The 2,274-nt window shown below is 71.4% G+C and carries 2 protein-coding genes; both read left to right on the forward strand.

Features of this window, described 5'->3' with window-relative positions; all coding sequences use genetic code 11:
• Positions 1–386 precede the first annotated feature (386 nt).
• A complete protein-coding gene (locus VF468_14915) occupies positions 387–659 on the forward strand; it encodes a DUF4193 family protein (GenBank protein ID HEX5879585.1) in 273 nt (90 codons plus the stop codon).
• On the forward strand, positions 641–2,274 hold a 1,634-nt coding region (gene lnt / locus VF468_14920), incomplete at its 3' end, for an apolipoprotein N-acyltransferase (GenBank protein HEX5879586.1). The genes VF468_14915 and lnt, both read left to right, overlap by 19 nt.

Here is a 2,274-nt window from a genome sequence, read left to right on the forward strand (position 1 = left end):
CGAGGAGGTCGATGACGAACGACGCGGCCTCATCCAGGCCCCGGCTGTCCGCGAGATCGGTCCCCGCGACTGCGGCGACCGACGGGCGCCCTCCCATCGCCGGAAGGATAGCGCCCTCCTCCGACACGTTCTCGATGTCGACTTCGCGGTGTGACAAGACTTGGTTTGACATGCCAGCTCCGGCCGCACTAGCATGACCTCGCTCCGCCACGGTGGAGCGTGGGGCCCACAGAGGCTGAGTAGAGAACGCGGCGCCCCGGCGCCGCGGCCCCAAAGGTCTCTGTGGGCCCTTCGCTGTGCGCGGGAATAGCCCGCCCTTCCACATCGTTCGATGAGGGTCGGAGAAGGGTAAGAGGGGCGTACAATCCCGTCCCGCAGGGAGACCCGTGGAAGAGCCCGACGACACCGAGGACGAAGCGCCGGCCGCCGAGGAGGCCGAGACCAGCCTCGACGAGATCATCGCCAAGAAGGCCGACGAGCCCGCCGCCGAGGAGGCGGAAGAAGAGGCCGTCGTGTCCCGCGAGGAGCGCGTCGAGGCGCTCACGGTCAAGGTCGTGCCCCAGCAGCCCACCGAGTTCACCTGCAAGAACTGCTACCTCGTGAAGCACCGCAGCCAGCTCGCCGACAAGAAGCGGATGTTTTGCCGGGACTGCGCCTAGAGGCCGGCCCCCGCTCACTCCTCGTCGCGCTCCTGTCCGCCGCCGCATCAGCGTTCCTGCTGTGGCTGGCCCTGCCGCCGGCGGACCTCGGCCCGATCGGCTTCGTGGCTCTGGTCCCGCTCTTGTGGGCTCTCCGGGGGGCCCGGGCCCGGCGGGGGGCGCTCCTCGGCATGGCGTTCGGCCTGCTGTTCTACGGCCTCCTGCTCTCGTGGCTGATCCCGGTGTCGACGGTCGGCTGGGCGGCCCTGGTGATCGGGGTGGGGGCGTTCCTGGCCCTGTTCGGGGTCGTGGTCCCGGCCCTCTGGCGCGATGCGGCCCCCATCCGAACGGCGTTGGGGGTCGGAGCCGTCTGGGGCCTGGTGGAGTGGCTCCGGAGCGTGTGGCCGGTGGGGGGGTGGAGCTGGGTGAGCCTTGGAGCCACCCAGCACGACAACCCGGTGACGCTGCCGGCGGCCTCGGTGATCGGCGCCGTCGGCCTGGGGTTCCTGGTCGCCGCGATCAACGCGTTGGTGCTCCTGGTCCTGGTACGGACGGGGGAGTGGAGGAAGGCGATCGTCCCCGCCGCCGCGGCCGCGGCCGCCGCGCTCTTGCCGCTGGTGGTGCCAGCGGCCTCGGTCCACGGTCCTCCGGTCGACGTCGCCGTGGTCCAGGGCAACATCCCGATCGAGATCGGGACGGCCAGCCGGATCCTCGAGGACAACCTCGTGGCGGAGAACCACGCCCGGGTGCACGGCCGGCTGGCGGCAGACCCACCCGACCTGGCCGTGTGGCCGGAGAACGCCCTCGACCGCGACCCCACCGCCGACGAGGTCATCGGGCCGGTGGTGGAGGAGGCAATCGTCTCGGTCGGCGCCCCCACGCTCGTCGGGGCGATCACCGAGTCCGACGACGGTCGCCTCCTGAACGAGAACCTCCTGTACTCGGCGGACGGCCGGGTCGTCGATCGGTACGCGAAGATCCACCTCCTGCCGTTCGGCGAGTTCGTGCCGGCCCGCCGGTTCCTCGACTGGATCCCCGACGTGCGCCGGGTCCGGGCGGACCTCTCCCCGGGCACCACACCGGGCCGGTTCCGCATCGGGGACGTGGGCTTCGCCTCGATCATCTGCTTCGAGAACGCCTTCCCCGACCAGGTCCGCGACTTCGTCACCGCGGACCAGGGGTTCCTGGTGGTGTCCACGAACAACTCCACGTTCGGGATCAGCCCGGCCCCGGAGCAGCACGTCGTGCTGTCGGAGCTGCGGGCCGTGGAGAGCGGGCGGTGGGTGGTCCACGCCGCGCTATCGGGGATCAGCGCGATCATCACACCGCAGGGAGAGGTGACGGCCCGCACCGGCCTGTTCGAGCCCGACCTGCTCCGGGCCACGATGCCGACGGCCGACGGCACCACACCGTACGACGCGGTGGGCGGATGGGTGCCGCTGGGGCTGCTGGTGCTCCTGGGGATCGGCTACCTGACCCCGCGCCGGGCCCCGGAGCGTCCGGTGCTCCCGCTGCCCGACGACCACCGGGTGGCCGTGATCCTGCCCACCTACAACGAGCGAGAGACCGTCCAGGACGTCGTCGAGCGGGTGCTGGCGGCCTCCGATCGCATCGAGGTCACGGTCGTGGACGACTC

It is taken from the genome of Actinomycetota bacterium (assembly GCA_036280995.1).
Taxonomy (GTDB): Bacteria; Actinomycetota; CALGFH01; order CALGFH01; family CALGFH01; genus CALGFH01.